Source organism: Prevotella phocaeensis, assembly GCF_900065875.1.
In the GTDB taxonomy this organism is placed as follows: Bacteria; Bacteroidota; Bacteroidia; order Bacteroidales; family Bacteroidaceae; genus Prevotella; species Prevotella phocaeensis.
In genome coordinates, this window is sequence record NZ_LT160622.1 from 85,122 (window position 1) to 111,701 (window position 26,580).

Sequence of the window (26,580 nt, forward strand, 5' to 3'; positions counted from 1 at the left end):
TATACACAGTTTTATCCACATGGCTTGTCGGAAGTAGTAAAGCTGTGAGTATGATATAGTTGTGTTATGTCTATAGTATAAGAGTAATACGTATGTAATATAAGCCGAATAAACAATACAAATATGATTGCTGAAAACAGTCGGTAAATAATAAAGACGGCATTCCGTTTAAAAGAATGTCGTCTTTATTCTATTGGAAAGCCGTGCGGTTAAGGTACTAAGACATTGATTATATAAATTAAAATACTACTGTCTTAACTCCTTAACTCTTTACAATTTAATTTTCGTTTTACTCGTCTACGGGCGAAAAGTCGTCTTTTCCCACCCCGCAGAGCGGACAAACCCAATCATCGGGAATATCTTCAAATGCTGTTCCGGGAGCTATGCCACCGTCCGGATCGCCTACTTCAGGATCATAAATGTATCCACATGTGTCACATACATACTTTTTCATAATTGTTTTTGTTTTAAAATTAATAATAATATACTATTACTTTTTCAGTAATATCTTATCTATTTTGTTTGCTATTGTTTCTGGTGTAATGTTGTTCAGACATGCATAATCGCCTCGCATGCACGGTTTGTTGCCATAGATGGAACATGGTCTGCACGACATATCGAGCTGTACTGCATTTTCTATACTCTGGTGCCATCCCATGAAGCCGGCAAAAGGATGTGTGGCGCCCCATACGCTTACTACCGGTACAGCTACTAACGAGGCAAGGTGCATGTTGGCACTATCCATGGAAACCATTACATCGAGATATTTCATTATAACGAGTTCATCGTGCAATCCGTTTGATATAGCTGATGCATCGGTACATTTCGGATATCTTGCAGTCCACTTATCGAATGTTTTTTTTTCCTTTTCACCGCCGCCAAAAAGAAATATTCTGCACGAAGGATGCCTGTTTACGACAATTTGAATTACCTTTTCCATCGATTCCGTAGGATATATTTTACCCTTGTGTGCTGCAAACGGAGCTATTCCTATCCATTGCTGTAAAGAATTTTTAGTACCTATAGCTTCGGGTAATCGCACTGTAGTGCGGCCATACTTATCGATAAAGAGCGATGTGAAGTCTAAATTCACCGGATAACCCAGTTTTGCAAGCACGTCGGCATAGTTTTGGAACGATGTCGGCTGTTGTATTAACACCTTATTATTATTAGAGATAAGCCTGCGTTTCCCTGCACGATGCTTGTCTATATGGGCCACCTTGTAGCGGTCGATGTTAAATCTTATGCGCAAATAGTGCGATCTAAGAATGCTATGAAAGTCGGCTATTGCCGTAAAGTTCTTAGCCACGAGCCGTCTGTACAGCGCATTAAGTCCTTTGATATTACTGTATTCCTTTTTTATATCGGCTTCCATGAAGCTTACATTGGATGCTAAATCTTCGAAAAAAGCCTTTGCGAACGGTTTACTCAGCACTGTAATGCGAATGTTCGGGTATTGTGTTGCCAACGAATATACCACCGGTACCGTCATTGCTACATCTCCTATAGCAGAAAATCTTATAATTAAGATATGTTCTGTTTTCATTCAAGGGTTCTTGTTGTAGTAAGGAATACGTGTATAGCGGTAGTTTATTTGTTTTTATAGAGTACAGGATTTGTGGCCGGATCGTTATACATCTTCATTTGTCGATACACCTTCATGTATTTTCGGCCCGTTTCTATGTCTTCGAGCAATTGGTCTATGGCAGTACTGAGATCTGTTTGTTGCTCCAACAAGATATTGAGTTTTGCCTTACACTTTTGGATATGCTCCTGTGAAGCGTCGTTGCGTTCGGCTTGTTCGCGCATGTGGTATATCTTGAGTGCCAATATAGAGAGCCTGTCTATTGCCCATGCCGGACTTTCAGTATTGATTCGTGCATCTTGCATCACACTTATGTCGGAGTATTTCTGCCTGAAATACGAGTCTATTTGTTCTACCAAATCGGTTCGGTCTTGGTTCGAACGGTCTATTCTCCGCTTAAGTTGCAAGGCTTCAATGGGATCTATGTGCGGATCTCTTATGATATCCTCGAGATGCCACTGCACTGTATCGATCCAACATTTTAGATAAAGCCTGTTATCTATAGAGTCTCTATCGTAAGGATTGTTGATGGGCGTGTCTACATCATCTTTCATGTGATAGTCTCTGATGGCTTGATTAAAGATCTTATTGCACTGTTCTGTAAATGACATGATTTGTATATTGATTTATTATTAATGTGACAAAGATAAGTCTTTTTGTAGGAAGTTCAAAATAAAAACATGCTTTTGTTTCGGATAGATGTGCCGAATAACCGATTTAAACGATATGCTTATATATAATAAGGTAATCGTTTAAGCGAAATATTTTTTATATTTTCTTTGCTAATTATATCGAATTGTCGGATATGTATGCACAATAATCGATTTAAAGTGCTATATCCATGTCGAATTATGGTGGATATCCGAATACGATAGACAATACATATATTTTTATCTGGTTTGTAACCAATAAGATACGTAATTTTGGGATTAAATATGCACAATGATGGGGTGTTTGTGCAATACAAATCGCTTTTTTCAATAAAATATTTGCTAATATGGATAAAAATTTGTTCCTTTGCACCCGATTTTCTATTAGAAATTATTTATAAACAATTTAAAAAAGAAAGTATTATGTCAGAAATTGAAAGCAAAGTAAAGGCTATTATCGTAGACAAACTCGGTGTAGATGAGGCAGAAGTTAAGCCTGAAGCAAGCTTCACTAATGATCTTGGTGCAGATTCTTTGGATACTGTAGAGCTTATTATGGAATTCGAAAAAGAATTCGGTATATCAATTCCCGACGATAAAGCTGAGAAGATAGCTACCGTAGGCGATGCTATCAGCTATATCGAAGAAAACAAAAATTAATTTCTGTTTATAGTTAAATGGCTAATGGTTTATGGTTGTATGCCTGACATGCAGGCATGTTATTGATTTATTATTATGACCATAATCCATTAGTCATGAACTATAACCATTAAACCATAAACCAAATAATGGAATTAAAAAGAGTAGTAGTAACAGGACTTGGTGCGGTTACTCCTGTCGGAAATACTCCTGAAGAAACATGGAAGAACCTTTTGGCAGGGAAAAGCGGTGCGGCTCCTATTACTCAATTCGATGCTTCTAAGTTTAAGACCACATTTGCGTGCGAAGTAAAAGGCCTTAATATTGCCGATTATATTGATCGTAAAGAGGCTCGCAAGATAGACCGTTACACGCAGTTGGCCATGATAAGTGCCATACAGGGTGTAAAAGATGCCGGTATAGACTTGGAAAAAGAAGATAAAAATCGCATTGGCGTTGTTTATGGCGTAGGTATCGGTGGCATAAAAACCTTTGAAGAAGAGGTTACTTACTACGGACAGCACATTGAGGATGGCCCTAAGTTCAGTCCATTCTTTATTCCTAAGATGATTGCCGATATCGCTTCAGGACAGATTTCTATTCACTTCGGTTTCCATGGGCCCAATTATACGACGACAAGTGCATGCGCTTCGTCGACCAATGCCCTTGTAGATGCTTTCAATCTTATTCGTTTAGGAAAAGCAAACATTATTGTTAGCGGCGGTGCAGAGGCAGCTATCTGCGGTTGCGGCGTAGGAGGATTTAACGCAATGCATGCTCTTTCTACGCGAAATGATGATCCTGAACATGCTTCGCGCCCGTTCAGTGCAAGTCGTGACGGCTTCGTAATGGGTGAAGGTGCGGGCTGTTTAATTCTTGAAGAACTTGAACATGCCAAAGCACGTGGTGCTAAAATCTATGCAGAGATGATAGGTGAAGGCATGAGTGCCGATGCCCATCACATCACGGCATCGCATCCGGAAGGTTTAGGTGCTAAACTTGTGATGACGAATGCATTGGAAGATGCAGGTCTTTTGCCCGAAGATATCGACTATATTAATGTGCATGGTACATCTACACATGTGGGTGATATCTCGGAAGCAAAAGCTATAAAAGAGGTATTCGGTAAGCATGCTTATGATTTGAATATCAGTTCGACCAAATCAATGACCGGACATCTGCTGGGTGCTGCAGGTGCTGTCGAGGCCATGGTGTGCGTATTGTCCGTAAAGAACGATATCGTACCCCCGACTATCAACCATGCCGAAGAAGATAAAGATCCCGAATTGGATTACAATCTGAACTTTACGTTCAACACAGCACAGAAACGTATCGTGCGTGCAGCTCTAAGCAATACGTTTGGTTTTGGTGGTCATAATGCTTGTGTAGTATTCAAGAAATATGCTGAATAATATTAATATTATTGATAAAATAAGGCTCCCTTTCCGCAAGGAGAAGGAGCTTTATTCGTCTTTATACCGGATTATCGGTTTTTATCCGCGCAACATCGGTTATTATAAGCTGGCCCTGATGCATAAAAGCATTATGCGTAGGAACAGTAAAGGGAAACCTGTGAATAACGAACGACTCGAATTTCTTGGCGATGCCATCCTTGATGCTATCGTAGGACATATTGTTTACGATCATTTTCCGGGTAAACGCGAGGGTTTCCTTACAAATACGCGTTCGAAACTCGTACAGCGCGACACGCTTAACAAACTCGCACAAGAGATGGGCATTAACCGGCTTATCCTTTCGAACGGACGCAGTTCTTCTCATAACAGTTATATGGGAGGAAATGCTTTCGAAGCTCTGGTAGGAGCAATCTATTTGGATCGCGGCTACGATGCATGCATGCGTTTCATGAACAAGCGCATTCTGGCACAAATGATCAATATAGATAAGGTGGCTTATAAGGAGGTTAATTTCAAAAGTAAGCTCATCGAATGGAGCCAGAAGAACAGGGTAAGGATGGAATTCAAGATGCTTGACCAGAAAAAAGATAAGAATGGAAGTCCGATGTTCCAGTATATGGTGTGCTTAGAAGGCGTAGACGGCTGTTCCGGAACGGGATACAGTAAGAAAGAAAGCCAGCAGTTGGCCTCTAAACTTACCTTAGAACGTTTGAAAAAAGCACCGCAATTCATCGACGAAGTGTTCGCTTCGAAGGCCGATCGTACCAAAATGGAAGAGGAACCCGTGGAAAATGTTTCCGAAACAGATGCAGCGAACGACTTCATTATCAGTCATTCACCGGCCGATGAACGTAGCTCTGAAGAAGAAAAACACGAGAATGTGTTCAAAGAAGAGGTATTTACAGAGCAGGAATCTGCCGTGACAGACAGATATGAAGCTATTGATGAGGAGACTGAGACTGCCGATCCGAGTGATGAAGACGAATTTGATTTGAGCGATATCAGCGCCAAAGAAAAAAGTCGTGAGGAAATCATTGCTGCGGCAGAAGCGGCAGCTTTCTCTGATAAATGATGCATATACGGCCGATATCTGTGCCGTGTATCGTTAATAAATAACCTGTATAATCCGCTTAGAATGGTGTTCTGTCGTTCTAAGCGGATTATTTTTTCGACTGTTCCAGATACCTTTGTTACAGCAATTGTGCCATCTTATCCAAAAGACTTTATCCGAAAAATAGGGAATAACCTTTGGTTTATTCGAAAAAAATATATATTTTTGCGAAAGTAATGTAAAACAATTGAGATACTAACACAAAGACTATCGACTATTCTCCGTCCCGATTAACCATCGTTTCCGGAATATCCGTTAATACCGTAATACATAAACAACGCACGTTTCGGATAAGTTTTGTCTGTTTAGAAGATAAATTGCGAACCATTGTCGATTTGTTCTTTTTGTACTGATAAACCTAATTAATATTTTTCTTAAAACAACGTACAATGAAAAAGAATTATGTTTCGAAACACTGTTTTCTGTATAGTATTCTGCTGATTGTATTCTGTTGTTGCTCTATAGCATGCAGCAGCAAGAACGATTTGGCAGATGAAGAACCCGTAAAACCCGAAGAAGTGTACCAAGAGTTTAAGGTATTCCAACTGAATACATGGTTCGGTGCATCGCAAGTTGCCAATGCCTATAGCGGATTGGTAGACATTATAGATCAGGTAGATGCCGATATCGTGTTGCTTTGTGAACTCAGAAACGACTTGTTACTCAATATCCTACACGATGGAGAGAAGGAGTTTACCGCTCGTCTATGCAGGTCGTTGAAGGACAAGGGCAAAACTTATTACGGCATTAACAACGGCACTGTGATCGGTATTCTCTCGAAATACGAAATCAAGAATTATAAAGTACTGCCCACGCCTACGGATAACTACATGATTAAAGTAACCGTAGACATTCGCGGACAGGAGGTTACATTCTATTCTCTCCATTTGGATTATAAGCATTATGCATGCTATCTACCACGCGGATACAATAGTGGTCCCGACTGGTCAAAGCTGTCCGAACCGGTCAAGGATAGTGCTGTAGTGATGAAAGACAACCGACTCGGCACAAGAGATGAGGCATTGTCGGTTTTCTTGGATGATGCTAAAAGCGAGATGGACAGGTGTCGTGTCGTCGTTATGGGTGGCGATTTCAACGAACCTTCATATTTGGATTGGCAGGAAAACACTAAAGATTTGCACAGTCATAACGGCGTTGTGGCCAATTGGGACTGCTCCCTAATGTTGAAAAATGCAGGTTATGTAGACACTTATCGAGAGAAATATCCCGATCCGGTAGACTATCCGGGCTTTACGTTCCCAGCAGCCAATCCCTCTGCAACCATCGGTCAGCTCTCTTTCTGCCCCGAATATGATGAGCGAGACCGTATCGATTTCGTTTATTATCACCGTTCTCAACCCATTCAACTTCTCAAAGCAGAGCTTGTAGGTCCATCGGGTTCCGTTTATTTCGGTAAGAAAGCAGAGAACGATTCCAAGGATGTATTCATCGAACCTAAAGGTGTATGGCCCACAGACCATAAGGGTAACCTTACCACCTTTAAGCTCCGTGTGAAAAAATAGGCTTGCGATGCATAGCTTTATCAATAATTTATTCTTAAACAACATACGATGAAAAAGAATTATATAGCGAAAACAAGCGGTCTGTATAACATTTTTATGGCTGTTTTGTGTTGTTTCTTCGTTGCTTGCAGTGATAAAGACAACGAGGAAACCAATACCAAATATAATCCCGAATTGCCCGTGTCGGTTACCTGTTTTGAACCTATAGAAGGAACATACGCACAGGAAATGGTAATTTATGGTAGCAACTTCGGTATCGATACTACCAAAATAAGTGTAACGATCGGCGGTAGAAAAGCAAAACTTGTGTATGCCAAGAGCGACAGTATCTGCTGTCTGGTGCCTTATAAGGCAGAGTCTGGTCATTATAACGTGCAGGTTACGATGGGTGACAAGGACTTGGGAACGAAATCGGTTGTTGCAAATGCAAGGTTTACATATATCAGTTCTTTGGTGGTACGTACACTGGTTGGGCATCGTAACAGCAACGACAGTCAGGGATGGAAAGACGGTACGTTCGGCACAGGCGATGCCGACGGTTCTGCTACAGGCTTCAGGCAAGCCGGATATTTGAAGTTCGATCCGCAAAATCCAGACCATCTATACGTGGCATACGAAGACTTCGATAACAACGGTTACGGCATCCAACTCATCGATCTGAAAGAAAAAACCGTGAAGACTGTAATACATGGCAGCAATTTCGATGGCAAACGTCTGCGTAGCATCGACTTCACATTGAAGGGAGACATGGTGGTTGCCACGGATAGAGATGACAAACAATTGAAGAGTCCGAGCGTTTGGATCGTTAAAAGAGGTGCTGACGGTTCGTTTACAGATAGTTCTACCCGCGAAATACTGGCTGCCTATAAGCAGTGCAATACCGCTGTAATCCACCCGATTGGCGGAGAACTGTACTTCAACAGCTATAATCGCAGTGCTATGTTCCGCATGGATATGAACAAATACTACGATACGGTAGCGGCAGGAGAAACTTGGAAGCCTGATTGGGCAGACAAGAACTACGAAAGATGGTTCATGTTTCCTGAAACAGGATGGAACTTCAACATCACTATCCATCCCTCCGGTAAGTACGCATACGTTATTGTATTGAACCAACACTGTATCTATCGTATGGATTACGATACCGATAAGAAACAGTTCTCCGAACCTTATCTTGTTGCAGGGCAACGGGGTATCAAGGCTTGGGCTGATGGGAAAGGCGACGGGATACAAATGAATTACCCCTATCAGGGCGTGTTCGTAAAGAACAAAGAGTATGTAGAGCAGGGACGTGAAGACGTTTACGACTTCTACTTCTGTGATTACGACAACTATTGCATTAGGTATCTCACCCCCGATGGATATGTTAAAACCTATGCAGGTCGTGGGGCTGTTTCTTCTATGAAGGATAACAAAGCGTGGGGACCGGAAGATGGAGACCTGAAAGAGACGGCTCGTTTCGGCAGTCCTACGGGCATTGCGTACGACGAAAGAACAGGTACGTTCTACGTATTGGATATGTGGTACCGCTCTATACGTACCATCGGTAAGTAACCACTTGGCCGTTTGTTTTGCCCGATACCGTGCACTGTCGTAAATATGGCACGGTGTCGGGCCTTTTTTATGCCTTTTCGGCCGTCGATACATATACTTTCTACGCCGCTTACATATATCGTCTGCCGCCCTTATATGGTACATGTAACGGCAATCTATGGGCAATCTATCACAGCTACGGCAATTTAATACTTAAAATAAGTAAATTGTTTCACAGTTACAAAAGTTTAGGGTAAATTTGCAATTCAATCGATAAATTGCGTGTAAATGAGTTTAACGAGTATAGTAGGTAAGCTTTTTCTGCCCCGACAACGGATGCTTGAGCGTTATAACAATGAGGCTGAAGCGCTACAACAGTCGGTATTAAAGCGTCTTATCGAAAGGGGGAAAGGCACTGAATACGGCAGAAATCATTTACTGAACCAAGTTAAAAGCTACGAAGACTTTACTCGTAACGTTCCTGTAAATACCTACGAAGAACTGAAAACGGATATCGATCGTATGCGACATGGCGAACATAACGTGCTTTGGCAGGGCGGCGTGAGGTGGTACGCCAAATCTTCGGGGACGACGAACGATAAGAGTAAGTTCATTCCAGTGAGCCATGAAGGCTTACAACGCATTCATTATCAAGGAGGAAAAGATGTGGTTGCGCTTTATTTACGTAACCGTCCCCACAGTCGTTTGTTCGATGGAAAGAGCCTGATCCTTGGGGGTAGCCATGCTCCGAACTATAACTTGCCGGGCAGTTTGGTAGGAGATTTATCGGCAATCCTTATAGAAAACATCAATCCATTGGCAAATATCGCACGTGTACCGTGCAAACAAACCGCATTGTTGTCCGACTTTGAGGTGAAACGCGACCGTATTGCCCGCGAAACCATGCACAAGAACGTAACCAACCTATCGGGTGTACCCTCGTGGATGCTATCGGTTTTAGTGCGTGTAATGGAGCTCAGTGGCAAACAATACTTGGAAGAAGTGTGGCCGAACCTTGAGGTTTTCTTCCATGGAGGTATTGCCTTTACCCCTTATCGGGGCCAGTACGAAAAGCTCATCGCATCGCCTAAGATGAGTTATATGGAGACCTATAACGCCAGCGAGGGCTTTTTCGGCATACAAGACGATCCGAACGACAAGTCTATGTTACTCATGCTCGACTACGATGTGTTCTATGAATTTATCCCAATGGACGAGTTGGGCAGCGACAATCCTACCGTTGTGCCCCTCTGGGGGATAGAAACAGGTACGAATTACGCCATGCTTATCACAACTTCGTGCGGTCTCTGGCGCTATCTGATCGGCGATACAGTGCGCTTCGTTCGCAAAAATCCGTATAAATTCATTATAACTGGTCGTACTAAATACTTCATCAATGCCTTCGGAGAGGAATTGATAATGGACAATGCCGAACAAGGTATTGCCTATGCATGTGCCAAAACGGGTGCCGAGGTATCTGAATATACGGCTGCACCTGTATATATGAACAGCGATGCCAAGTGCCGTCATCAGTGGCTGATAGAGTTCTTGCATGAGCCGGAACGGCTGGATGAATTTGCTACTCTGCTCGACAACCGTCTACAGGAGGTAAACAGCGACTACGAAGCCAAGCGGTTTCACAACGTTACATTGCAACATCTCGAGGTTGTAAAGGCCAAACAAGGGCTTTTCAACGAATGGTTAAAGGAGAAAGGCAAGCTGGGTGGACAGCATAAAATACCGAGACTCTCTAACAGTCGTAAGAACATAGAAGAGCTTCTCGCAATAAATGCTCGCTTATGATAGGCAGGAAAGAGCGTATGTAAAAGACAAGAAGCATGAATAGAAATATTGTAAATCTCAGGCATGTGATGCGTTTGTCGGTCGAAAAGGCCGGTGGCGTGGGTGCCGTTCGCCGTGTTTTCTGCCGTTCTATTCACCATTCCGCCTTTCTGTTGTTGCTGTCTTCTGCCTTTTTATTGTTGTTCTATTCTTGTGCACGCATGGGAAATCCCGACGGAGGTTGGTATGATGAGACGCCTCCGCGTGTTGTCGGAGCCTCACCTTCCGATAAAGCAACGGGCGTGACCGGTCGTAAGATTTACATTAATTTCAGCGAATTTATCAAGATAGACAACCCTACAGAGAACGTAGTGGTATCGCCTCCGCAGCTCGAAGCGCCCGAAATCAAGGCACAGGGTAAGCGTATAGCCATAGAACTTAAGGATTCATTGAAGCCAAACACTACGTATACCATCGATTTCAGTAGTGCCATATCCGACAATAACGAGCAAAATCCGCTCGGAAATTATACATATACTTTCTCTACAGGTGCCGAAATCGACACGTTGGAAGTGTCGGGAACGGTGTTGGAAGCCGAGAATTTGGAGCCTATCAAGGGCATTTTGGTAGGTCTCTATAACGATCTATCGGACTCAGCTTTCTGTAAAAAGCCCATGTTACGTGTGTCTAAGACCGATAGTCGTGGGCACTTCGTCATCAAGGGCGTAGCTCCGGGCAAGTATCATATATATGCTTTGCAGGATGCCGACGGCAACTATTTCTTTAATCAGAAGAGTGAAAAGCTGGCATTCTCGCAAGATATAATCGTTCCGTCGTTCGTTTCGGACGTGCGTCAGGATACTCTGTGGGCAGACTCTCTGCATATCAAGAATATCGAACGCATAGGTTATACCCGTTTCATACCCGATGATATCGTGATGCGTGCCTTTACCGAGAAACTTACCGATCGCTATTTCCTGAAGTCGGAACGCAATGAAGCCGACCATTTCTCACTGTATTTCAGCTATGGGGATGATAGATTACCCATTATTAGGGGCCTTAATTTCGATGAAAAGAATGCTTTTCTCGTTGAAAGCAATGCCCTCAACGACTCCATTACCTATTGGCTGCGCGATACAGCCCTTGTGAATAAGGATTCTTTACTGGCCGAAGTGCAGTATCGGATGACGGATGATTCGACGGGAGTTCTTATAAATCAAACCGATACATTGCTGTTCTTATCTAAACAGACCTATGCAAAACGCATGAAAGAAAGAGAAAAAGCACGCGAAGAATGGCAGAAAAAGCAAGATAGAGCTAAGAAACGTGGCGACAAGTATGAGACTGTAATGCCGCCGGATGAACTTAGACCGAAGATACAGCTATCGTCTACGCTCGATCCCGACCGTAATATACCGTTCGACTTCCCTACTCCGTTGGCCGTAGCCGATACGTCTAAGATACATCTCTATGCCAAACACGATACACTTTGGTACGTTTCGCGCTTCCGATTTGTGGAACGTAACGATACTTCAGCAGCCTTCTTAGGCAATTTCCCGCATGAAAATAAGCGTAAATACGAACTACTTGGCGAATGGAGACCGGGCATAGAATACAGTTTGGAGATTGACAGTGCGGCGTTTGTAGATATGTATGGCCGCGTTTCAAGGAAGATCAAACAGGGTTTCAGCGTAAAACCGACCGACGAATATGCTTCCATTATGATGAATATATCGGGTATGCAAGGCAAACATTTGGTCGTTCAGCTCTTAAATGAGCAGGATAAAACGGTGAAAGAAGTACATACCGACAACGGTATAGCGGAGTTCTATTACGTCGATCCTAAGACTTATTACATGCGATTGTATGTAGATAGCAACAATAACGGGCGTTGGGATACGGGCGATTATGCCAAAATGCTTCAGCCAGAGGATACCTATTATTATACCGAACCTATAGAATGTCGCGCCAAGCAGGACATTACATTGTCGTGGAACCCTACTTCTACCCCGCTTAACAGGCAGAAACCCGGGAAAATAACTAAGCAGAAACCGGACAAAGACAAGAAGATAAAAAGCCGAAACATACAACGTGCCAAAGATCTCGGTATAAAGTATTTGCCGAGTTTGATGTAGTTGTCGGATTTCTTTACAGTATCCGGTAATGATTTAACAACAAAACGAAGATGAGACATTATAAGTTTATCATGGTTGTCATGCTGATGTTGGCTTCTTACACATCGGCCGGAGCCCAATGCACTTTTAGGAATACGGCTTTCAAGTCGGGTGAGTTTCTTTCTTATAACCTGTATTTTAACTGGAAATTTGTATGGATAAAGGCCGGTACGGCGTCTATGTATACCGTACAGAGCAGCTACAACGGACAGCCGGCCTACCGGTCTTCGCTCGTTACCCGTGGCAGTCAGAGGGTTGATAATATGTTTGTATTGCGCGATACCCTGCTGTGTTACACGTCTACAAGCATGTCGCCGCTCTATTACCGTAAGGGTGCACGCGAGGGAAAGCGTTATTATGTAGACGAAGTTTTTTATTCCTATCCCAACGGTAAATGCCATATTAAGCAGCATCAGCTTACGAGTTCTGCCGAAAATCTATGGGAAAACCATACTTATGAGAATTGTGTGTTCGACATGCTCAATATCTTTCTTCGTGCCAGATCGTTCGATCCGGCCAATTGGAAGAAAGGTTATCAAGTGGATTTCATGATAGCCGGCGGGCATGAAACAGTGCCTGCTCAGCTCAAGTTCAACGGTAGAACAACGATAAAGGCAGACAATGGCGTGAAATATCGTTGCCTCCAACTGTCGTATTTGGAGAAAGAAGACGAAAAGTACAAGCGAATAGTAGACTTCTACGTAACGGATGACGATAATCATATCCCCGTACGTCTTGATATGTTCCTACGTTTTGGCTCGGCAAAAGCCTTTCTTGTAAGCATGAAAGGTCTCCGTAATCCCATTACTTCCATGGTGAAGTAACGGGATTTGCGGTCTTTTTCTTCCTAATTTTCTATAATTTTCTGCAATAGTTCGGGCAATTCGATGCTGTCGCATTTAATTTTACCGAGCATGTTATTACCCTTTTCCGTCAACGAAAAGTACATCTGTCGCTTGTCTTCCTTACCTAATCGGCGCCTGACGAGTGTTCTTTTTTCTACCGAACTTATCACCTTCGAGGCATTGGAGCACGAAAGACCTAAGGTTTCCGCTATTTCTCCCGACGTCATTCGTACCCTTTCGTTGAGCGTACAGAGCAACATAGCCTCGTTAATGTTCAATCCGAAAGCCTTTTCGAATTCGTTTTCAAGTGCTGCAATGGCACGATATATATCGCGGAGTCTGCATATTTTGTTGCTTTCCATATAATTTTCCTCCGCTTTATATAAAGAGATTTACGTTTGCCCGTTCGGCACGTTCCATATAAGTGGCCACTCCGCCGATGCTGATACCGTCTAACAGTTCTTCTTTCCTTATCCCCATCATGTCCATGGTCATCTGACAAGCAATGAATTCCACACCGTTTAGCATCGCTTTTCGGCGCAATTCTTCCAGCGAATCGATATTTTTACGACGCATAATATAGCGCATCATTTTGTCTCCAAAGCCCATCATGCTCATTTGCGAGAGCTTCAGACGGGTAGAATCCGATGGCAACATCCATGCAAACATCCTGCTGAACAGGTCTTTCTTTACCTTTGTTTTATGCTTTCTCTTAATAACATTCAGTCCCCAAAAGGTAAAGAATATCGATACTTTCTTACCTGTAGCCGCGGCACCGTTGGCCAGTACGAACGTTGCTATGGCACGGTCGAGGTCGTCGCTGAACATAATAAGTGTTTTGTTGTTGCCGCCTGCCATTGCTGCCGGGGCATTGCACGACCGCTTTTCTATAACTACGGTATGATAACCTTTATCGGCCGTATGCGATAGAAAGCGGTTGCCCGTGCTGTTGCACCATGCTTTAGCATCGAGAGGAAAGCCTGCATCCGTGGCTGTTATCTCTATCAGTTGGCCTTCTCCGGTACAGTCCACCGTCTCTTTCAGTTTCATTATCGGCCCCGGACATTGCAGTCCGCAGGCATCTATTTTTATTTTATTCATTGTTTTTATAGGTTCCATAACAGGCATATCGCCGTCTGCCGGCATTTCAGTATCGTTGCTGATCTGTTGGGTGGCGAGCGAATAAGTCTTATATCCGCCCGATAAGTTCACTACATGTCCGTATCCGTGGCCTAAAAGAATGCGTTGTGCCAGATAGCCGCGCAGTCCTACTGCACAAAACAGCACTACCGGCTTATCTTTAGGTATCTCGTTCATGCGTTCCCGCAGGTCATCAAGCGGAATATTCACGGCTCCTTCGATAGTTCCAAGGACAAATTCTCCGCGTGTGCGCACATCTATAAGCGACACGTCGGCACGGTTCATGTCTTTTATTTCGCGCCAATAGATTACAGGCATGGTATGATTTATGATGTTGCTTGCCACATATCCCGCTATGGCAATGGCATCCTTAGCCGACGAAAAGGGCGGTGCATAGGCTTGTTCCAACTTGGTCAGGTCGTACACAGTGCCTCCCTGTTTGATGATAAGTGCCAGTTGATCTATGCGTTTATCTACACCATCGTGGCCTACACATTGTGCCCCGAACAGCTTTCCGTTCGCAGGATCGAAGGTAAGTTTGGTGGTCAGCTGGAATGCACCCGGATAATAGCCCGCGTGAGAAGACGATACGGTGGTGGAACTTTTGTAGTCTATTCCCATTTGCCGTAACTTCTTGGCCGGCAAACCTGCCGTTCCTACGGTCACATCGAATACTTTTGCGATGGCTGTTCCTATGGCTCCTTCGTATTCGGATATATTGCCTTTCACCATATTATCGGCCGCAATCCTGCCTTGTCTGTTGGCCGGACCGGCAAGATAGTTAAGCCATGGCTTGCCCGTAAGGGGGTGATTGAACTCGATGGCATCGCCTACAGCATAGACATCTTTTACTGATGTTTCCAGATAACTGTTCACGCAAATGCCGCACTCCCCTATTCCGATGCCTGCTTCTGCGGCAAGTTGGATAGACGGGCGTACGCCTATCGACAACAATACGAGATCGGTATCGATGCTTTCGCCATTGTTCAGGTGTACGCTAAGCCGCCCATTCTGCCGACAGAAACGCTCTACACCTTTGCCGAGGTATAGTTTTATGCCTTTATCCATCAGTTCGCGATGCACATAAGAGGCTATGCTGAAGTCGACAGGTGCCATTACTTGGTCGGCCATTTCTACGATACTTACACCGATACCTGCACGGTGTAGGTTCTCTGCCATCTCCAAACCGATGAAACCTCCGCCCACTATAACGGCGCTGTTCGTACTCTCTTGCGCCATAAAAGCCTTGATACGATCGGTGTCTTCTACGTTTCTGAGCGTAAAGATTCCCTTTTCGTCGATGCCGGGAAGCGGCGGTTTCACAGGTACAGCCCCCGTCGAAAGCAACAGTTTATCGTAGCTTTCGGTGTATTCGGTACCATCTGTGCGCCGTATCTTCACCGTCTTTGAGGCGATATCTATAGATGTAGCCTCGTTTTCTACCCTTACATCGATATTAAAACGCCTGCCGAAACCCTCCGGAGTCTGCACGAAAAGCTTATCGCGTTCGGCTATCGTGCCGCCTATGTAGTACGGTAATCCGCAGTTGGCGTAAGATATGTATTTGCCTTTCTCGATGAGTACGACCTCTGCATGCTCGTCCAACCGCCGTATTCTTGCCGCTGCAGTGGCGCCGCCTGCCACACCTCCTATTATTATGTGCTTCATGCTTTGTCGGTATTTTACTTTATATGCAGCACATTTTCTATGGCATCCTTGAAGTTTCCGTAGTTCATGGCACCGGTAGCCATGCTGGGCTCGCCCTCTAAAGGTATGAACAGGAGCGATGGCACCGTGCGTATGTTGAACACGCTTGCCAGTTCTTGTTGCTGGTCTACGTCTACTTTATACACATCTATCTTACCGTCGTAGTCGTTGGCAATCTCTTCCAATACGGGTGCTGTGGCCTTGCACGGGCCGCACCATGTGGCATAAAAGTCGATGATTGCCGGATGTTGGCCTTTAAACTGCCATTTGTTTGCATTGTGTTCGTAATCGAAAACCTTGTTGATGAACTCTTCTTTCGTAAGTTGAATTGCTTTCATATTCTTCTTTTCTATTGTTATACTGTGAATATTATTTTCCTTTGGAAAACATTGCAAAGGTATATATTTGTAGAATACGAAACAAATTTCCAATGGAAAATATTTATCTATTCAACAAATATTAACTGTTTATCGCTCACGGAGATAACTTTCATGAATACGAATGTAAAGAAACGTATGCGATAGATGCACCATGTGTGTTTATCAAACGGTACGTCTATCGCTAATAGGTGTACGGCCTGTGGCAGTTAGATTACGGATGTAAGCTAAATACGGGGAATTTTTATTTGTTAATTAGGGCGGTTGAATACCTGATACAGCTATCTTATTTACTTGCTCAATGCCTTGATATCGTTCAACGAAACGCTGCCCGAAAGGTGGATAATCTGCAGTTCGTCGCTCTCTTCGTTAAGCAATACGAACTCATTTTTGCCTTTCCCGAGCGACTTCTGGTAGATGGTAATGTGCTCATTGCCGTCGTTCATGCGCATAATCTGTTCGTATCGGTACTTCTTGTAGTACGCAACAGCTTCTTTCTTAATGGCAGGTATGAGCGACGGGCGTTCGCATTCGAGCACTTGAATGCGGTCTAATTTGGAAGCAATCCTACTTATATCCACGTCTCCAGCCTCTACCTTCGGCATTAAACCGAGCATACTCTTGGAGATAAATGCCGTGCTAATGCCCTTAACATCTTCGTATTTCTTGAATAGAGCGTCTTGTGAGTAGCTTAGATGGCAGGTCAACGCCATGAATATGATAAATATAATTCGTTTCATTCTTTGTTTTTGTTTTGATGTTTGTTATTGCTGATTTGGGCGAGCCCTTTGTTCATTTTCGACGAAAAAAGCTTCAATGCCCGTTGAGTTTCGGCATAAGCATCCTTAGGATTGTCGTATGTATCTTCTTGAATGGCGTATTCGCGTCGGTCGGCACGGGTATTGACGAAGATAGCCACGGAAACTACGAGTACTATCGATGCCGCAATGCCCGATATCCAGCGCATGCTAACGGTGCGGGCACGGCGGTTTACGGTTTTTTCCACCGTGTTCCAGCCGTCTATCTGGTGCTCTATACGCTTTTCGAGATGAACGGGTATCGCGGGTTCCGGCATAAGGAACGCATCGAAGAATGCCTTTTCGTCGAGCAATTCTGCGGGCACTTCTTCGCTTGCGAAGAACGCCTTTAGTTGGTGTTCCTCGCTTTCGGTAGTCGTTCCTTCGTAATATTTGCCGATCAGGGTTTTAATCTCGTTTACGTTCATATTCCGTTTGTTTGTTGAATTGTTCTCTTATTTGTTTTCTTGCACGGCTCAACAATACTCTGATGTTTATTGCCTGTAGGCCTGTCTGGGCAGCTATTTCGTCGTAACTGCGGTCTTCTATGTCTCTCAGGGTGATGATGAGTCGTTGCTGTTCGGGCAGATGGGCGATGATATTCATAATTTTTGCGGCGTCTTCGCGTTGCTCCAATCGCTCCGAGATGTTGCTGTCGGCAGCGATGTTCAGTTCTTCCGGCGGGCGTTCCACGAACTTGTTGCCATTCTTCCTGTACCGGTCGAAGAATATGTTCTTGACGATCGTCACGCAAAAAGCCTCGATATTCGTTACCTTGTTCAGCGAGTCGCGCTTCATCCATAGCTTAAGGAAAGCCTCTTGAACCAAGTCTTCGGCGGCTTGGGCATCGGCTGTGAGCCGCCAAGCAGCGGCATACATGCGCCTGCTGTGGGGCAGAAACGTCTGTTTGAATACCGATGCATCCATCCTTTTTAGTTTATCTGAACCATCTTTTCTACCTCTTCGGGCTTTATATCTCCGAAGATTTGCACGAACACACGTTGCTTGTTGTCGCTTACTATGATAATGATTTCTTTGATAGACGTTTCGTTTGTTTTCGATAAAATCTTTACCTTCGAGGCGTCTTGGTTAACGTTAATCATCTTTTCATAGCCCTCTTTTTCGAGATCAGGCAAGGTGTTGTCGAACAGTTCGGTCGTTTTATCTTTGTTAGAGCTGATGACAAGCACGTTCATGGAGTCTGCCTTTTCGGCCAATTTACGGTCTTCTTCATCGTTGCTATCATTGCCCAATTCCTTTTTGATCATATTCTTGTCCATACGGACTACCTGTGCGTCGTTGTTGCCTTCGAACTGCGAGATGAATTTGTCGATGCTCTGTGCATGGGCCATGGTACCCATAAGCACCATGGCGAGTGTGAATAATACTTTTTTCATTATTATTTGTCTTTTTGATGTTCCTTGACTATCTGTTCTATTTCGGCCTGCGTAATCTTTCCTTTTATCTGTACAAGCTCACAATCCTCCTTGCCTGTCTCCAATATCAGCAGTTCCGTAATGGTATCGCCCTTACCTTTAGTGAGGATAAACGTTTTGTCTCCGTCTTCTACAGTGCTTATCAGTTCGTCGTATCCTTTGGCGCTGAAGTTCTTGGTTTCGTTGTAGAACTCTGTTTTAACGTCTGCTGAACACTCTTCCAAGTCGAGAACTCTGATGGAATCTATATGTTTTATAATTCTTATGGCATCCTTGTCTTCATCGTTCTTCATAAACTTACGGGCCATATTCAGCATTATTCTGGGGATATGTACATACTCTACCTTGGGTTTATCTTTGAACTGTTCGAAGATATCGTGGGCTTTTTGTGCGAAAGATGTATGTGCTACGCATAATAGGAATAGCGCGAAAATTAACTTTTTCATTGCTTTGGGTGTTTAAATGTTGATACTTATTTTGAGAAGCGCTTACATTTATACAGACGCAAAGCTACAAATTGTGTTACAAAAAATAGGGAATATTTTCTGAAAATGTACCGAGTAAAGGTGATAGGTGTTATAAATAAGACGGTTATACCATATTTTTATGGTCGGTATAACCGTCTGATAGCGTCGTTTCAAGACAGGTATTTACTCCTTATAATTATCTAATTTCTTTAAGAAATAGGCTTTAAAGTCCTTCCAGTGATAGTAGGGAGCCATGTCGGTAGGTATGGGTAGGGTGGCTTCATTCTCGTTCTGTAACACTTTGAAGATAATATCATGGTCGCCGAATGCCTTGCGATAGAACACAAATTGCAGGTTGCAAGCCATCGGGAAGATACGGTAATCGCACCAGTTTTCATCGTCTAACTGCTCCAAGTCTCTGATTTGTTTGCCGTATCCGTTAAGGTCGAGCAAGCAAGTCAGCGGCATTACCATCGTATCATGGCCGTAACGAAGCGTTGCTCCCGGGTGTTTAAGGGCGATACAGCTGTCGGCTTCGCTGATAATCTTGCGCAACAAATTGCGCTGTGAGTAAGGTTGAGTACCGCCATTCAGCGGACTTGGGCCGTAATTAATGTACCACCAAGCGTTCGATCTCAGCCAGTTATCGTAAATCTCTTCATCGTTGAAGAGATCGTAAAGGGATATCTGATGGCGTAATTCGGTACTTTGAACATTGCTGCAAAGCTTAAAAAGCTTGTTATTCAGGTCGTTTGCGTTCACTTGGTGTTGCCAGTAATCGTCGTCGTTGAACAGTTCGTGCATCACGCGCCGGTAGTTTTCGTGCTTTTTAGAGAATGTATTGAATGCCTTTTTGGCCTCTTCGGGCATCTTGGATGCTTCGAGTTTCTTATCCGTCTGGTTCATGTAATACATATCATGATAGCTTGCATCGTGGCTGATGTGTAGTTGCGGGTTCAACAGAAGGAGTTCTTGCAGGGCATTTTCCATTGATAAGATGCAACGAATGACTACTGTACTCTTGGCATCTATATTGGTCGGGCCGGCAAAAACCTGCGGAAACCGTTCGTACATGCGACGGGCAATGCCCTTATGTTGTTGGGCTCCGAGCAATGTAAGTTCGCCGTCGCGTTCTTTTGCCTCATCCCTGATCATGATAAGTCGCCGAAGTACGTCTTTTCCGAAGGCTGTCAATTTGCCCAAGGAGTCGGCCTGTTGCAAGATTTCGCAAGGTTTGTCGTAATCGTTTTTACCGATCAGGTATCTTGAACCGTGCCTCCCGTAATGACTGATGTAGAATGGAGCGTAACCTTTCGGTGCTGGTGTCAGCTTTGTTTGTATAGGTCCCGGGTACGCAAAGTAGTTGTTAGCCGACATACGTTTGTTGTTCTTCAAATCTTTTCGTGCCTGTTGTGCTTGCAAGTTGAATGCAACGGCGAGTGAAAAGACGATAATTAGAGTTCGTTTCATGATGTTGTGTTATTGGTAAGATATGGCAAAATTAGTTGTTTTTACCCATAAAATCAAGTTTACCCATAAATATTTCCGTATTTTTGTGTCACAACTGACTGTCCGATACGAGGGAAGTTATATGATTACAAACAGTAAAACGTATCGATGATTTGGCTGTTCTGAAGCCTCGCATAAAGCAAACACTCGTCTCGGCCGAGCGTATCGAGAAGCACGTTGCAGCCAAACAAGAAATGAAAACGGCCGAAGAAGAAGTGCCGAACAGCATAGACGATCCTGCCAAACGGGCAAAATCTCTTTTTTAACAGAACCTGCAAGCCTTGCTTTCCGTGGCGGATGGCAGGGCTTTTTTGTGCCTGTTGCGGAGCCGTGCGGTAAGTCTTTTCCGGATAGAATGCCCGTCTGTGGCCCGCAGACCGTATGTCTATTGCCGACAAACAGTGTATCTAACCGCCGTAGATATGCCGTTTGTCGGAAGTATGTTCCCGCCGCACCCGTTATATTTCCTATGAAAATACCGCCTATTCTTTTGGTCTCACGCTGAAAAAATACTATTTTTGCATCAGAATAGCAACTATGTTACGGGTTTTGTGAAACCGTTCGGTTGAAACAGAAATAATAAGAACAACAAACGGATTGCAGCTATGCCGAAACATCATTTATGGTCTGACGAATATTGGCTGCTGCTCATGCAGCTCTATCTGAAGAAACCGGTGGGATTGAAACCGCTGTATTCGCGCGGTATGGTGGACTTGAGTCTTGAATTGCACCTGCCTCCGCAGTTTCTGTATGGGCAAATGTTCCGGTTAAGACAACTGGATACGCCTCAAATAGAGCATCTCTGGCAAACATACGGCAAAAGTCCGAAGAAGCTGCAGCGCGAGGCCGACCTGCTCAGACGTATGAACGGGTTCGGACAACCTAAGAAGTTTTACGAGGGAGTAGCTATAAACGAGTCGTTCGAACGCGACTTCAAGCCGCTCGATACCGATACTTCGTTAAAGCCGGTTTCGCTGATTATGATTCTCGACCTGTACTTCCGTCTTACTCCTATTACCATGGTAGCCCAAACACCCGAAGTGGTTGAGTTGGCTAAGTTGCTCAAAACGGCGCCACAGACGGTTGCCGAAGTGATGGATGTTTTTAGGTTTTGCGATCCTTATCTTAACCGCGACGACCTGATAATACACCCCCTGTTGGCGCCATGTAGAGATATATGGCAACGATATGGTAGTGGTAATCCCGAAAAACTGGCAGCCCTCGCTGCACAACTGAAAGAATATTTTAGGTAAGAATGGACCAGAAGCTCGTACAGACACAAGTTCAAAAGCAATTGCAGGTACAACGTTTGTCGCAACAACAGATGCTGCAAGTGCGGTTGTTGGAGATGCCGTTGACGGAACTTGAGGAAAGTGTCAATGCTGAACTCGACGATAATCCGGCCTTGGAGGCGTCTTCGTCGGAAGATGCCATGGCAGATAGCGGCTTCGAAAGTATCGAAGAGGAGCGCGAGGAGATGAGTGAAGAGGAACAAAACGAGCACGACGATCGTGAAGAAGCGCTCGAAAATGCGCTCGAAAACATAGGAAGAGACGACCGAATGCCCGAGTCTTACGGCTATACGGATAACGATAATAATGCCGATTACGAAGAAGTAGTCTACGGAGACACCGTGTCTTTCTACGATAAATTGAAAGAACAGATGGGCGAAACGGTGCTCACAGACCGTCAACAGGATATCATGGAGTACATTATAGGTTCGCTCGACGACGACGGATTGCTGCGTAAAGACCTCGAAAGCATTAGCGATGAGCTTGCCGTTTATCACAATATCGATGCCGATACCGAAGAAATAGAACAGGTATTGCGACTTCTACAGGCGTTCGATCCTGCGGGTATCGGTGCAAGAAGTCTGCAAGAATGTCTTCGCTTACAGGTTGAACGGCGGGCGGAGAGCCCGGTAAAGGCTGCTATGTTGCGATTGATCGACGGTTATTTCGATGAATTTACCAAGAAGCATTGGCATAAAATACAGATAGGCATGCATCTTACCGATGCTTGGTTGCACCTCTTGCAGGACGAGATACGTAAGTTGAACCCGAAACCCGGGGCCTCTTTGGGCGAGACAGAGGGTAGAAACATTCAACAGATTACTCCCGATTTCATTGTAGATACATCGGACGACGGCGTTATATCTTTCTCTCTCAACCGCGGAAATATACCGGAACTGAAGGTGTCGCCGTCGTTCAGCGAGATGGTAGATACCTATCGTAACAACAAGGAGGGCATGACACGGCAGGCAAAAGAGGCGCTTCTCTATGCCAAAGAGAAGGTAGAGAAGGCACAGGGTTTCATCGAAGCCGTGAAACAACGCCGCCATACGCTCTATATAACTATGAAAGCCATCATCGAATGGCAACGTAAATTCTTCTTAGACGGTGATGAGGCCGATCTTAAACCGATGATCTTGAAGGATATTGCAGATAAGACAGGGCTCGATATCTCTACGATTTCGCGCGTTAGCAATGTAAAGTATGCCCAGACCAAGTGGGGTACGTTTCCGTTACGTTTCTTTTTTACAGACTCATACACTACGGATAGCGGCGAAGAACTGTCTACCCGTAAGATCAAGTTGGTACTGAAAGAAATTATAGGTAAGGAAAATAAGACAAAACCATATAGCGACGACGCCTTGTCTTTATTAATGAAAGCAAAGGGATTCCCCGTGGCTCGTCGCACTATAGCCAAGTATCGTGAGCAGTTGGGCATACCTGTGGCACGGCTGCGCAGGTAGAGGAACGCTGCAATAGGTAGAAAGTTGTTGTAATATTCGTATGAAAGAAAAGAGTATCATATTGGCTGCAAGGGTGATGAGTATGGTCTTTACGCCTTTTTACCTGCCGTTGGTAGGCTTGATAGCCTTGTTTCTATTCAGCTATCTCCATCTGCTTGACTGGGGTTACAAGCTCAAAGTACTGGCTTTGGTCTACGCTTTTACCATCTTACTTCCTACGCTTCTCATACATATATACCGCAGATATCAGGGATGGACATTGATAGAACTTGGCACAAAGGAACGTAGAATGGTGCCATACATTATTTCTATCGCTTGTTACTTTACTTGTTATTACATCATGAATGCCCGTCATATTCCGCATTTCATGGGAAGTATTCTCGTCGCAGCGCTTGTTATTCAGATTATCTGTGCTTTCATCAACGTGTGGTGGAAGGTTTCAACGCACACGGCTGCCATAGGTGGGGTGGCTGGAGCATTGCTGGCGTTCGCCGTAATATTTGCTTTTAACCCGATATGGTGGCTGTGTATCGTTCTTATATTGGGAGGTATGGTAGGTACAAGTCGCATGATCTTGCGACAACATACGCTGTCGCAGGTGGTAACCGGTTTTCTCGTCGGGCTGATAACCGCTTTCTTCATCGTTATTTAGATACGAATGTCGCAATTGAACCGTAGGTGTATGGCCGATAGAGCGTAGGTCTGTGGTCGTTAGAATATAAATGTATCATCATTAAAGCATATCGATATGAAACCAATAGTAAGCATTATCATGGGCAGTACGAGCGATCTGCCGGTGATGGAAAAGGCCTGTAAATGGCTCGACGATAACGAAATACCCTTCGAGGTGAACGCTCTGTCGGCTCATCGCACGCCGGATGCCGTGGAAAGTTTTGCCAAGAACGCCCGCAACCGCGGCATTAAAGTGATTATAGCCGCTGCAGGTATGGCTGCTGCATTGCCGGGTGTTATCGCTGCAAATACCACCTTACCGGTGATCGGAGTACCTGTAAAGGGCATGCTCGACGGGCTCGATGCTCTTTTGAGCATTGTTCAGATGCCGCCGGGCATACCTGTTGCAACGGTGGGCGTAAACGGTGCGCAGAATGCAGCTATACTCGCAGCCCGGATAATAGCGCTTTCAGACGAGACGGTCGCAGCAAAAATGTCGGCTTGGAAGGCCGGTTTAGGAGCCAAGATAGAGAAGGCGAATGCCGAACTGGCCGCCATCAAGACTTATCGGTATAAGACGAACTAAAGGAATAGGGCGGCTCTTGCGCCCACATACAATATTATGATCGATTTATTTCAATATCAACGGCGCCCGTCTTCGGTAGTCCATATAGGAGCAATCGATATGGGTGGCGATAATGCCATCCGTGTTCAGTCGATGACAACCACCGATACGAACGACACGGAGGGCTGTATAGCGCAAGCAGAACGTATTATTAAGGCTGGCGGAGAGCTCGTTCGACTGACTACGCAGGGCATCAGAGAGGCGGAAAACCTGAAAAATATCAATGCCGGACTGCGTGCCCGCGGTTATGATACGCCGCTTGTGGCCGACGTGCACTTCAATCCTAACGTTGCCGATGTGGCGGCCTTGTATGCCGAAAAGGTGCGCATTAATCCGGGAAACTACGTGGATCCCGCCCGTAGGTTCATCAAACAAGAGTATTCGGATGAGGAATACGCGCAGGAATTGCATAAGATAGAAGCCCGATTTGTACCGTTTATCAATATTTGCAAGCAAAACCATACGGCCATCCGTATAGGTGTAAACCACGGTTCACTATCGGATAGAATCCGTAACCGCTATGGAGACACGCCCGAGGGCATTGTGGAAAGCTGCATGGAGTTTCTGCGTATCTGTAAGAAAGAGCGGTTCAGCGACGTTGTCATATCGGTAAAGGCTTCGAATACGGTAATAATGGTGCGCTCGGTGCGCCTGCTTGTAGACCGTATGGATAAGGAAGACATGCATTACCCTTTGCATCTCGGCGTTACAGAGGCCGGAGAGGGCGAAGACGGACGTATCAAGAGTGCCGTAGGCATAGGCGCTCTGTTGGCCGATGGCATAGGAGATACCGTAAGAGTATCGCTCTCTGAAGAGCCTGAAATGGAGATACCGGTGGCACAACACTTAGTGGAATACGTTACAAAACGGCAAGGTCATCTCGTTGTTCCTGCCGAACGATACGCCAATTTCGACTATCTGCGCCCCGAACGCAGACGAACCGTGCCTGTTAGGAATATAGGCGGCGGCAATGTTCCGGTGGTGATAACCTCGAAAGAGGGTGCGAAATCCGATTATATATATATAGGATCGGAGCTTCCGAAGGACATTGACGAGCGGAAGAACTATATTGTAGACTACAACGTGCATGCGTCTGTCGCTGCCGAACATCCTGCCTTGCATCTTTATCCCATATTCCCGTCATCGGCAATGCCCTTTATTACGGCCGTTGAAGCCGATCTGAAATTCCTCGTTTTGCAGTTCGGAACGCCCTCGGAAGAGTATCTGGCATGCTTAAAGCAGCATCCTGAGATCGTTGTAGTGTGCGTAAGCAACCACCAAAACCGCCTTGCAGACCAGCGGGCTTTGGCACACGAGATGATGATCCACGGCATCTGTAACCCGTTGGTGTTCGCTCAAATGTACCGACATAGCGATAAGAGCTGCTTTCAGCTTGATGCCTCGGCCGATATGGGAGCACTGATGATCGACGGACTTGCCGATGGTATCTGGCTTATGAACAATGGAGACCTGCCGCAGAGTGTAGTAGAAGAGACGGCATTCGGCGTTCTGCAGGCGGCACGTCTACGGACTTCCAAGACCGAATATATCAGTTGTCCGGGCTGTGGGCGCACGCTGTACGATTTACGCGAAACCATTGCCAAGATTAAAGAGGCTACTGAAGAGATGAAGGGGCTCAAGATTGGTATCATGGGGTGTATCGTCAACGGTCCGGGAGAGATGGCCGACGCTGATTACGGTTATGTGGGAGCAGGCCCGAAGCGTGTGTCTCTTTACCGTAAACAGCAGTGTGTGGAGAAGAATATCCCCGAAGAAGATGCCGTAGAACGACTTCTGAAGCTGATAAGAGAAGATAGGGAGAACGGGATTTTATAAGA

26 protein-coding genes are annotated in these 26,580 nt (G+C 44.8%); 14 read left to right on the top strand and 12 right to left on the bottom strand.

What is annotated here, in order from left to right; all coding sequences use genetic code 11:
• Nucleotides 1-289: 289 nt before the first annotated feature.
• From rd to BN3912_RS03680, 3 genes are read right to left on the bottom strand one after another with little or no spacing between them, the layout of a single operon-like run.
• On the bottom strand, nucleotides 290-454 hold the full coding sequence (gene rd, locus BN3912_RS03670; RefSeq protein WP_023984153.1) for a rubredoxin: 165 nt from the start codon (nucleotides 452-454) through the stop codon (nucleotides 290-292).
• A gap of 36 nt (nucleotides 455-490) precedes the next feature.
• The gene (locus BN3912_RS03675) at nucleotides 491-1,546 is read right to left on the bottom strand and encodes a glycosyltransferase family 9 protein (RefSeq protein WP_023984154.1); all 1,056 of its coding nucleotides are present in this window, start codon (nucleotides 1,544-1,546) and stop codon (nucleotides 491-493) included.
• A gap of 44 nt (nucleotides 1,547-1,590) precedes the next feature.
• Nucleotides 1,591-2,196: a DUF4254 domain-containing protein gene (locus tag BN3912_RS03680; protein ID WP_004369125.1), complete on the bottom strand. Its 606-nt coding sequence runs from the start codon at nucleotides 2,194-2,196 to the stop codon at nucleotides 1,591-1,593.
• Nucleotides 2,197-2,658: 462 nt separating this feature from the next.
• Here BN3912_RS03680 and BN3912_RS03685 point away from each other — a divergent pair, with 462 nt between their 5' ends.
• From BN3912_RS03685 to BN3912_RS03720, 8 genes are all read left to right on the top strand, one after another.
• Entirely contained in the window at nucleotides 2,659-2,895 is a 237-nt protein-coding gene (locus BN3912_RS03685; RefSeq protein ID WP_016665433.1) for an acyl carrier protein, read from the top strand.
• 128 nt (nucleotides 2,896-3,023) lie between these two features.
• Complete coding sequence (gene fabF, locus BN3912_RS03690) at nucleotides 3,024-4,286, top strand: beta-ketoacyl-ACP synthase II (RefSeq protein ID WP_023984156.1); 1,263 nt, start codon at nucleotides 3,024-3,026, stop codon at nucleotides 4,284-4,286.
• On the top strand, nucleotides 4,276-5,361 hold the full coding sequence (gene rnc / locus BN3912_RS03695) for a ribonuclease III (RefSeq protein ID WP_064972266.1): 1,086 nt from the start codon (nucleotides 4,276-4,278) through the stop codon (nucleotides 5,359-5,361). Before fabF ends, rnc begins: the two co-directional genes overlap by 11 nt.
• Before the next feature lie 428 nt (nucleotides 5,362-5,789).
• Complete coding sequence (locus tag BN3912_RS03700; protein WP_023984158.1) at nucleotides 5,790-6,923, top strand: endonuclease/exonuclease/phosphatase family protein; 1,134 nt, start codon at nucleotides 5,790-5,792, stop codon at nucleotides 6,921-6,923.
• A gap of 48 nt (nucleotides 6,924-6,971) precedes the next feature.
• Nucleotides 6,972-8,477 (top strand): IPT/TIG domain-containing protein, encoded by a 1,506-nt coding sequence (locus BN3912_RS03705; RefSeq protein ID WP_023984159.1) that lies wholly within the window; start codon nucleotides 6,972-6,974, stop codon nucleotides 8,475-8,477.
• Between the two features lie 267 nt (nucleotides 8,478-8,744).
• Entirely contained in the window at nucleotides 8,745-10,259 is a 1,515-nt protein-coding gene (locus tag BN3912_RS03710; RefSeq protein WP_023984160.1) for a GH3 auxin-responsive promoter family protein, read from the top strand.
• Between the two features lie 35 nt (nucleotides 10,260-10,294).
• The gene (locus BN3912_RS03715; RefSeq protein ID WP_023984161.1) at nucleotides 10,295-12,373 is read left to right on the top strand and encodes an Ig-like domain-containing protein; all 2,079 of its coding nucleotides are present in this window, start codon (nucleotides 10,295-10,297) and stop codon (nucleotides 12,371-12,373) included.
• Between the two features lie 50 nt (nucleotides 12,374-12,423).
• Nucleotides 12,424-13,236, top strand: a complete 813-nt coding sequence (locus tag BN3912_RS03720) for a DUF3108 domain-containing protein (RefSeq protein WP_023984162.1) — start codon at nucleotides 12,424-12,426, stop codon at nucleotides 13,234-13,236.
• A gap of 23 nt (nucleotides 13,237-13,259) precedes the next feature.
• On the opposite strand, the gene BN3912_RS03725 is transcribed toward BN3912_RS03720, so the two are convergent.
• From BN3912_RS03725 to BN3912_RS03765, 9 genes are all read right to left on the bottom strand, one after another.
• Complete coding sequence (locus BN3912_RS03725) at nucleotides 13,260-13,619, bottom strand: MarR family winged helix-turn-helix transcriptional regulator (protein WP_004369135.1); 360 nt, start codon at nucleotides 13,617-13,619, stop codon at nucleotides 13,260-13,262.
• Nucleotides 13,620-13,635: 16 nt separating this feature from the next.
• On the bottom strand, nucleotides 13,636-16,065 hold the full coding sequence (locus tag BN3912_RS03730; protein ID WP_023984163.1) for an FAD-dependent oxidoreductase: 2,430 nt from the start codon (nucleotides 16,063-16,065) through the stop codon (nucleotides 13,636-13,638).
• 14 nt (nucleotides 16,066-16,079) lie between these two features.
• Nucleotides 16,080-16,505, bottom strand: coding sequence for a thioredoxin (gene trxA, locus BN3912_RS03735; protein WP_374188044.1), 426 nt, complete (start codon nucleotides 16,503-16,505; stop codon nucleotides 16,080-16,082).
• Between the two features lie 266 nt (nucleotides 16,506-16,771).
• The gene (locus tag BN3912_RS03740) at nucleotides 16,772-17,221 is read right to left on the bottom strand and encodes a DUF4252 domain-containing protein (protein ID WP_004369138.1); all 450 of its coding nucleotides are present in this window, start codon (nucleotides 17,219-17,221) and stop codon (nucleotides 16,772-16,774) included.
• A complete protein-coding gene (locus BN3912_RS03745; RefSeq protein WP_023984164.1) occupies nucleotides 17,218-17,706 on the bottom strand; it encodes a hypothetical protein in 489 nt (162 codons plus the stop codon). The genes BN3912_RS03740 and BN3912_RS03745 overlap by 4 nt, the downstream gene beginning before the upstream one ends.
• Nucleotides 17,687-18,205 (bottom strand): RNA polymerase sigma factor, encoded by a 519-nt coding sequence (locus tag BN3912_RS03750; protein ID WP_023984165.1) that lies wholly within the window; start codon nucleotides 18,203-18,205, stop codon nucleotides 17,687-17,689. The genes BN3912_RS03745 and BN3912_RS03750 overlap by 20 nt, the downstream gene beginning before the upstream one ends.
• A gap of 5 nt (nucleotides 18,206-18,210) precedes the next feature.
• Nucleotides 18,211-18,675 (bottom strand): DUF4252 domain-containing protein, encoded by a 465-nt coding sequence (locus BN3912_RS03755; RefSeq protein WP_023984166.1) that lies wholly within the window; start codon nucleotides 18,673-18,675, stop codon nucleotides 18,211-18,213.
• A 2-nt stretch (nucleotides 18,676-18,677) separates the two neighbouring features.
• The gene (locus tag BN3912_RS03760; protein ID WP_023984167.1) at nucleotides 18,678-19,160 is read right to left on the bottom strand and encodes a DUF4252 domain-containing protein; all 483 of its coding nucleotides are present in this window, start codon (nucleotides 19,158-19,160) and stop codon (nucleotides 18,678-18,680) included.
• Nucleotides 19,161-19,364: 204 nt separating this feature from the next.
• Nucleotides 19,365-20,651 (bottom strand): histidine-type phosphatase, encoded by a 1,287-nt coding sequence (locus BN3912_RS03765; protein ID WP_023984168.1) that lies wholly within the window; start codon nucleotides 20,649-20,651, stop codon nucleotides 19,365-19,367.
• Between the two features lie 152 nt (nucleotides 20,652-20,803).
• Here BN3912_RS03765 and BN3912_RS12155 point away from each other — a divergent pair, with 152 nt between their 5' ends.
• The 6 genes from BN3912_RS12155 to BN3912_RS03790 all read left to right on the top strand — a co-directional run bounded on the left by BN3912_RS12155 (nucleotide 20,804) and on the right by BN3912_RS03790 (nucleotide 26,578).
• Entirely contained in the window at nucleotides 20,804-20,956 is a 153-nt protein-coding gene (locus BN3912_RS12155; protein ID WP_004369144.1) for a hypothetical protein, read from the top strand.
• A gap of 339 nt (nucleotides 20,957-21,295) precedes the next feature.
• Nucleotides 21,296-21,943 (top strand): hypothetical protein, encoded by a 648-nt coding sequence (locus tag BN3912_RS03770; protein ID WP_023984169.1) that lies wholly within the window; start codon nucleotides 21,296-21,298, stop codon nucleotides 21,941-21,943.
• Nucleotides 21,944-21,945: 2 nt separating this feature from the next.
• Complete coding sequence (rpoN, locus tag BN3912_RS03775) at nucleotides 21,946-23,445, top strand: RNA polymerase factor sigma-54 (protein WP_004369146.1); 1,500 nt, start codon at nucleotides 21,946-21,948, stop codon at nucleotides 23,443-23,445.
• A gap of 40 nt (nucleotides 23,446-23,485) precedes the next feature.
• Nucleotides 23,486-24,097: a phosphatase PAP2 family protein gene (locus tag BN3912_RS03780; RefSeq protein ID WP_004369147.1), complete on the top strand. Its 612-nt coding sequence runs from the start codon at nucleotides 23,486-23,488 to the stop codon at nucleotides 24,095-24,097.
• 96 nt (nucleotides 24,098-24,193) lie between these two features.
• A complete protein-coding gene (gene purE / locus BN3912_RS03785; protein WP_004369148.1) occupies nucleotides 24,194-24,703 on the top strand; it encodes a 5-(carboxyamino)imidazole ribonucleotide mutase in 510 nt (169 codons plus the stop codon).
• 36 nt (nucleotides 24,704-24,739) lie between these two features.
• Nucleotides 24,740-26,578 (top strand): 4-hydroxy-3-methylbut-2-en-1-yl diphosphate synthase, encoded by a 1,839-nt coding sequence (locus BN3912_RS03790; RefSeq protein WP_036859370.1) that lies wholly within the window; start codon nucleotides 24,740-24,742, stop codon nucleotides 26,576-26,578.
• Nucleotides 26,579-26,580 lie beyond the last annotated feature (2 nt).

Coding starts and splice junctions, on each gene's coding strand:
- fabF (WP_023984156.1), top strand. CDS start 3,024: ATGGAATTAAAAAGAGTAGTAGTAACAGGACTTGGTGCGGTTACTCCT.
- rnc (WP_064972266.1), top strand. CDS start 4,276: ATGCTGAATAATATTAATATTATTGATAAAATAAGGCTCCCTTTCCGC.
- rd (WP_023984153.1), bottom strand. CDS start 454: ATGAAAAAGTATGTATGTGACACATGTGGATACATTTATGATCCTGAA.
- rpoN (WP_004369146.1), top strand. CDS start 21,946: ATGGACCAGAAGCTCGTACAGACACAAGTTCAAAAGCAATTGCAGGTA.
- BN3912_RS03760 (WP_023984167.1), bottom strand. CDS start 19,160: ATGAAAAAGTTAATTTTCGCGCTATTCCTATTATGCGTAGCACATACA.
- BN3912_RS03765 (WP_023984168.1), bottom strand. CDS start 20,651: ATGAAACGAACTCTAATTATCGTCTTTTCACTCGCCGTTGCATTCAAC.
- BN3912_RS03730 (WP_023984163.1), bottom strand. CDS start 16,065: ATGAAGCACATAATAATAGGAGGTGTGGCAGGCGGCGCCACTGCAGCG.
- BN3912_RS03790 (WP_036859370.1), top strand. CDS start 24,740: ATGATCGATTTATTTCAATATCAACGGCGCCCGTCTTCGGTAGTCCAT.
- BN3912_RS03770 (WP_023984169.1), top strand. CDS start 21,296: ATGCCGAAACATCATTTATGGTCTGACGAATATTGGCTGCTGCTCATG.
- BN3912_RS03715 (WP_023984161.1), top strand. CDS start 10,295: ATGAATAGAAATATTGTAAATCTCAGGCATGTGATGCGTTTGTCGGTC.
- BN3912_RS03685 (WP_016665433.1), top strand. CDS start 2,659: ATGTCAGAAATTGAAAGCAAAGTAAAGGCTATTATCGTAGACAAACTC.
- BN3912_RS03780 (WP_004369147.1), top strand. CDS start 23,486: ATGAAAGAAAAGAGTATCATATTGGCTGCAAGGGTGATGAGTATGGTC.
- BN3912_RS03720 (WP_023984162.1), top strand. CDS start 12,424: ATGAGACATTATAAGTTTATCATGGTTGTCATGCTGATGTTGGCTTCT.
- BN3912_RS03680 (WP_004369125.1), bottom strand. CDS start 2,196: ATGTCATTTACAGAACAGTGCAATAAGATCTTTAATCAAGCCATCAGA.
- BN3912_RS03705 (WP_023984159.1), top strand. CDS start 6,972: ATGAAAAAGAATTATATAGCGAAAACAAGCGGTCTGTATAACATTTTT.
- BN3912_RS03745 (WP_023984164.1), bottom strand. CDS start 17,706: ATGAACGTAAACGAGATTAAAACCCTGATCGGCAAATATTACGAAGGA.
- purE (WP_004369148.1), top strand. CDS start 24,194: ATGAAACCAATAGTAAGCATTATCATGGGCAGTACGAGCGATCTGCCG.
- BN3912_RS03710 (WP_023984160.1), top strand. CDS start 8,745: ATGAGTTTAACGAGTATAGTAGGTAAGCTTTTTCTGCCCCGACAACGG.
- BN3912_RS03700 (WP_023984158.1), top strand. CDS start 5,790: ATGAAAAAGAATTATGTTTCGAAACACTGTTTTCTGTATAGTATTCTG.
- BN3912_RS03740 (WP_004369138.1), bottom strand. CDS start 17,221: ATGAAACGAATTATATTTATCATATTCATGGCGTTGACCTGCCATCTA.
- BN3912_RS03750 (WP_023984165.1), bottom strand. CDS start 18,205: ATGGATGCATCGGTATTCAAACAGACGTTTCTGCCCCACAGCAGGCGC.
- BN3912_RS03755 (WP_023984166.1), bottom strand. CDS start 18,675: ATGAAAAAAGTATTATTCACACTCGCCATGGTGCTTATGGGTACCATG.
- BN3912_RS03675 (WP_023984154.1), bottom strand. CDS start 1,546: ATGAAAACAGAACATATCTTAATTATAAGATTTTCTGCTATAGGAGAT.
- BN3912_RS03725 (WP_004369135.1), bottom strand. CDS start 13,619: ATGGAAAGCAACAAAATATGCAGACTCCGCGATATATATCGTGCCATT.